We start from the raw sequence: 293 nt of genomic DNA, 5'->3' as shown, positions 1-293 counted from the left end.
GCGAGCGAGCCGACCTTCCCGGCGTCGCCGCGCCAGAAGCGCCTGACATCGTCGCGGTAACGGTCGTTCCATTCCAGGTCTGGCGACCGGAAATTGCCGAGCTGGTAGCCGTTAGCACCAATATCCCACGGCTCGGCGATCAGCACCCGGTCGGCCAGGACGGGATCGCCAGCGATGGCCTGGAGCAGCGGCGCATTCGGGTCGAAAGCGCCGTAGACCCGGCCAAGCACCGGCGCAAGGTCAAAGCGAAAACCGTCGACGCCGGCATGGCGGACGAAATGGCGCAGCGTGTC

Annotated in this window: 1 pseudogene; it reads right to left on the bottom strand. The window is 66.9% G+C overall.

Annotation, left to right across the window (positions count from 1 at the left end):
• A pseudogene (locus EN851_RS35610) lies at window positions 1–293 on the bottom strand (glycogen debranching enzyme GlgX); the annotation flags it as partial.

Origin of the sequence: Mesorhizobium sp. M8A.F.Ca.ET.208.01.1.1, assembly GCF_004791315.1 — a bacterium.
Lineage (GTDB): Bacteria > Pseudomonadota > Alphaproteobacteria > Rhizobiales > Rhizobiaceae > Mesorhizobium.
Note: the sequence above shows the minus strand (reverse complement) of the source record. Positions and strands in the feature narration are given on the sequence as shown.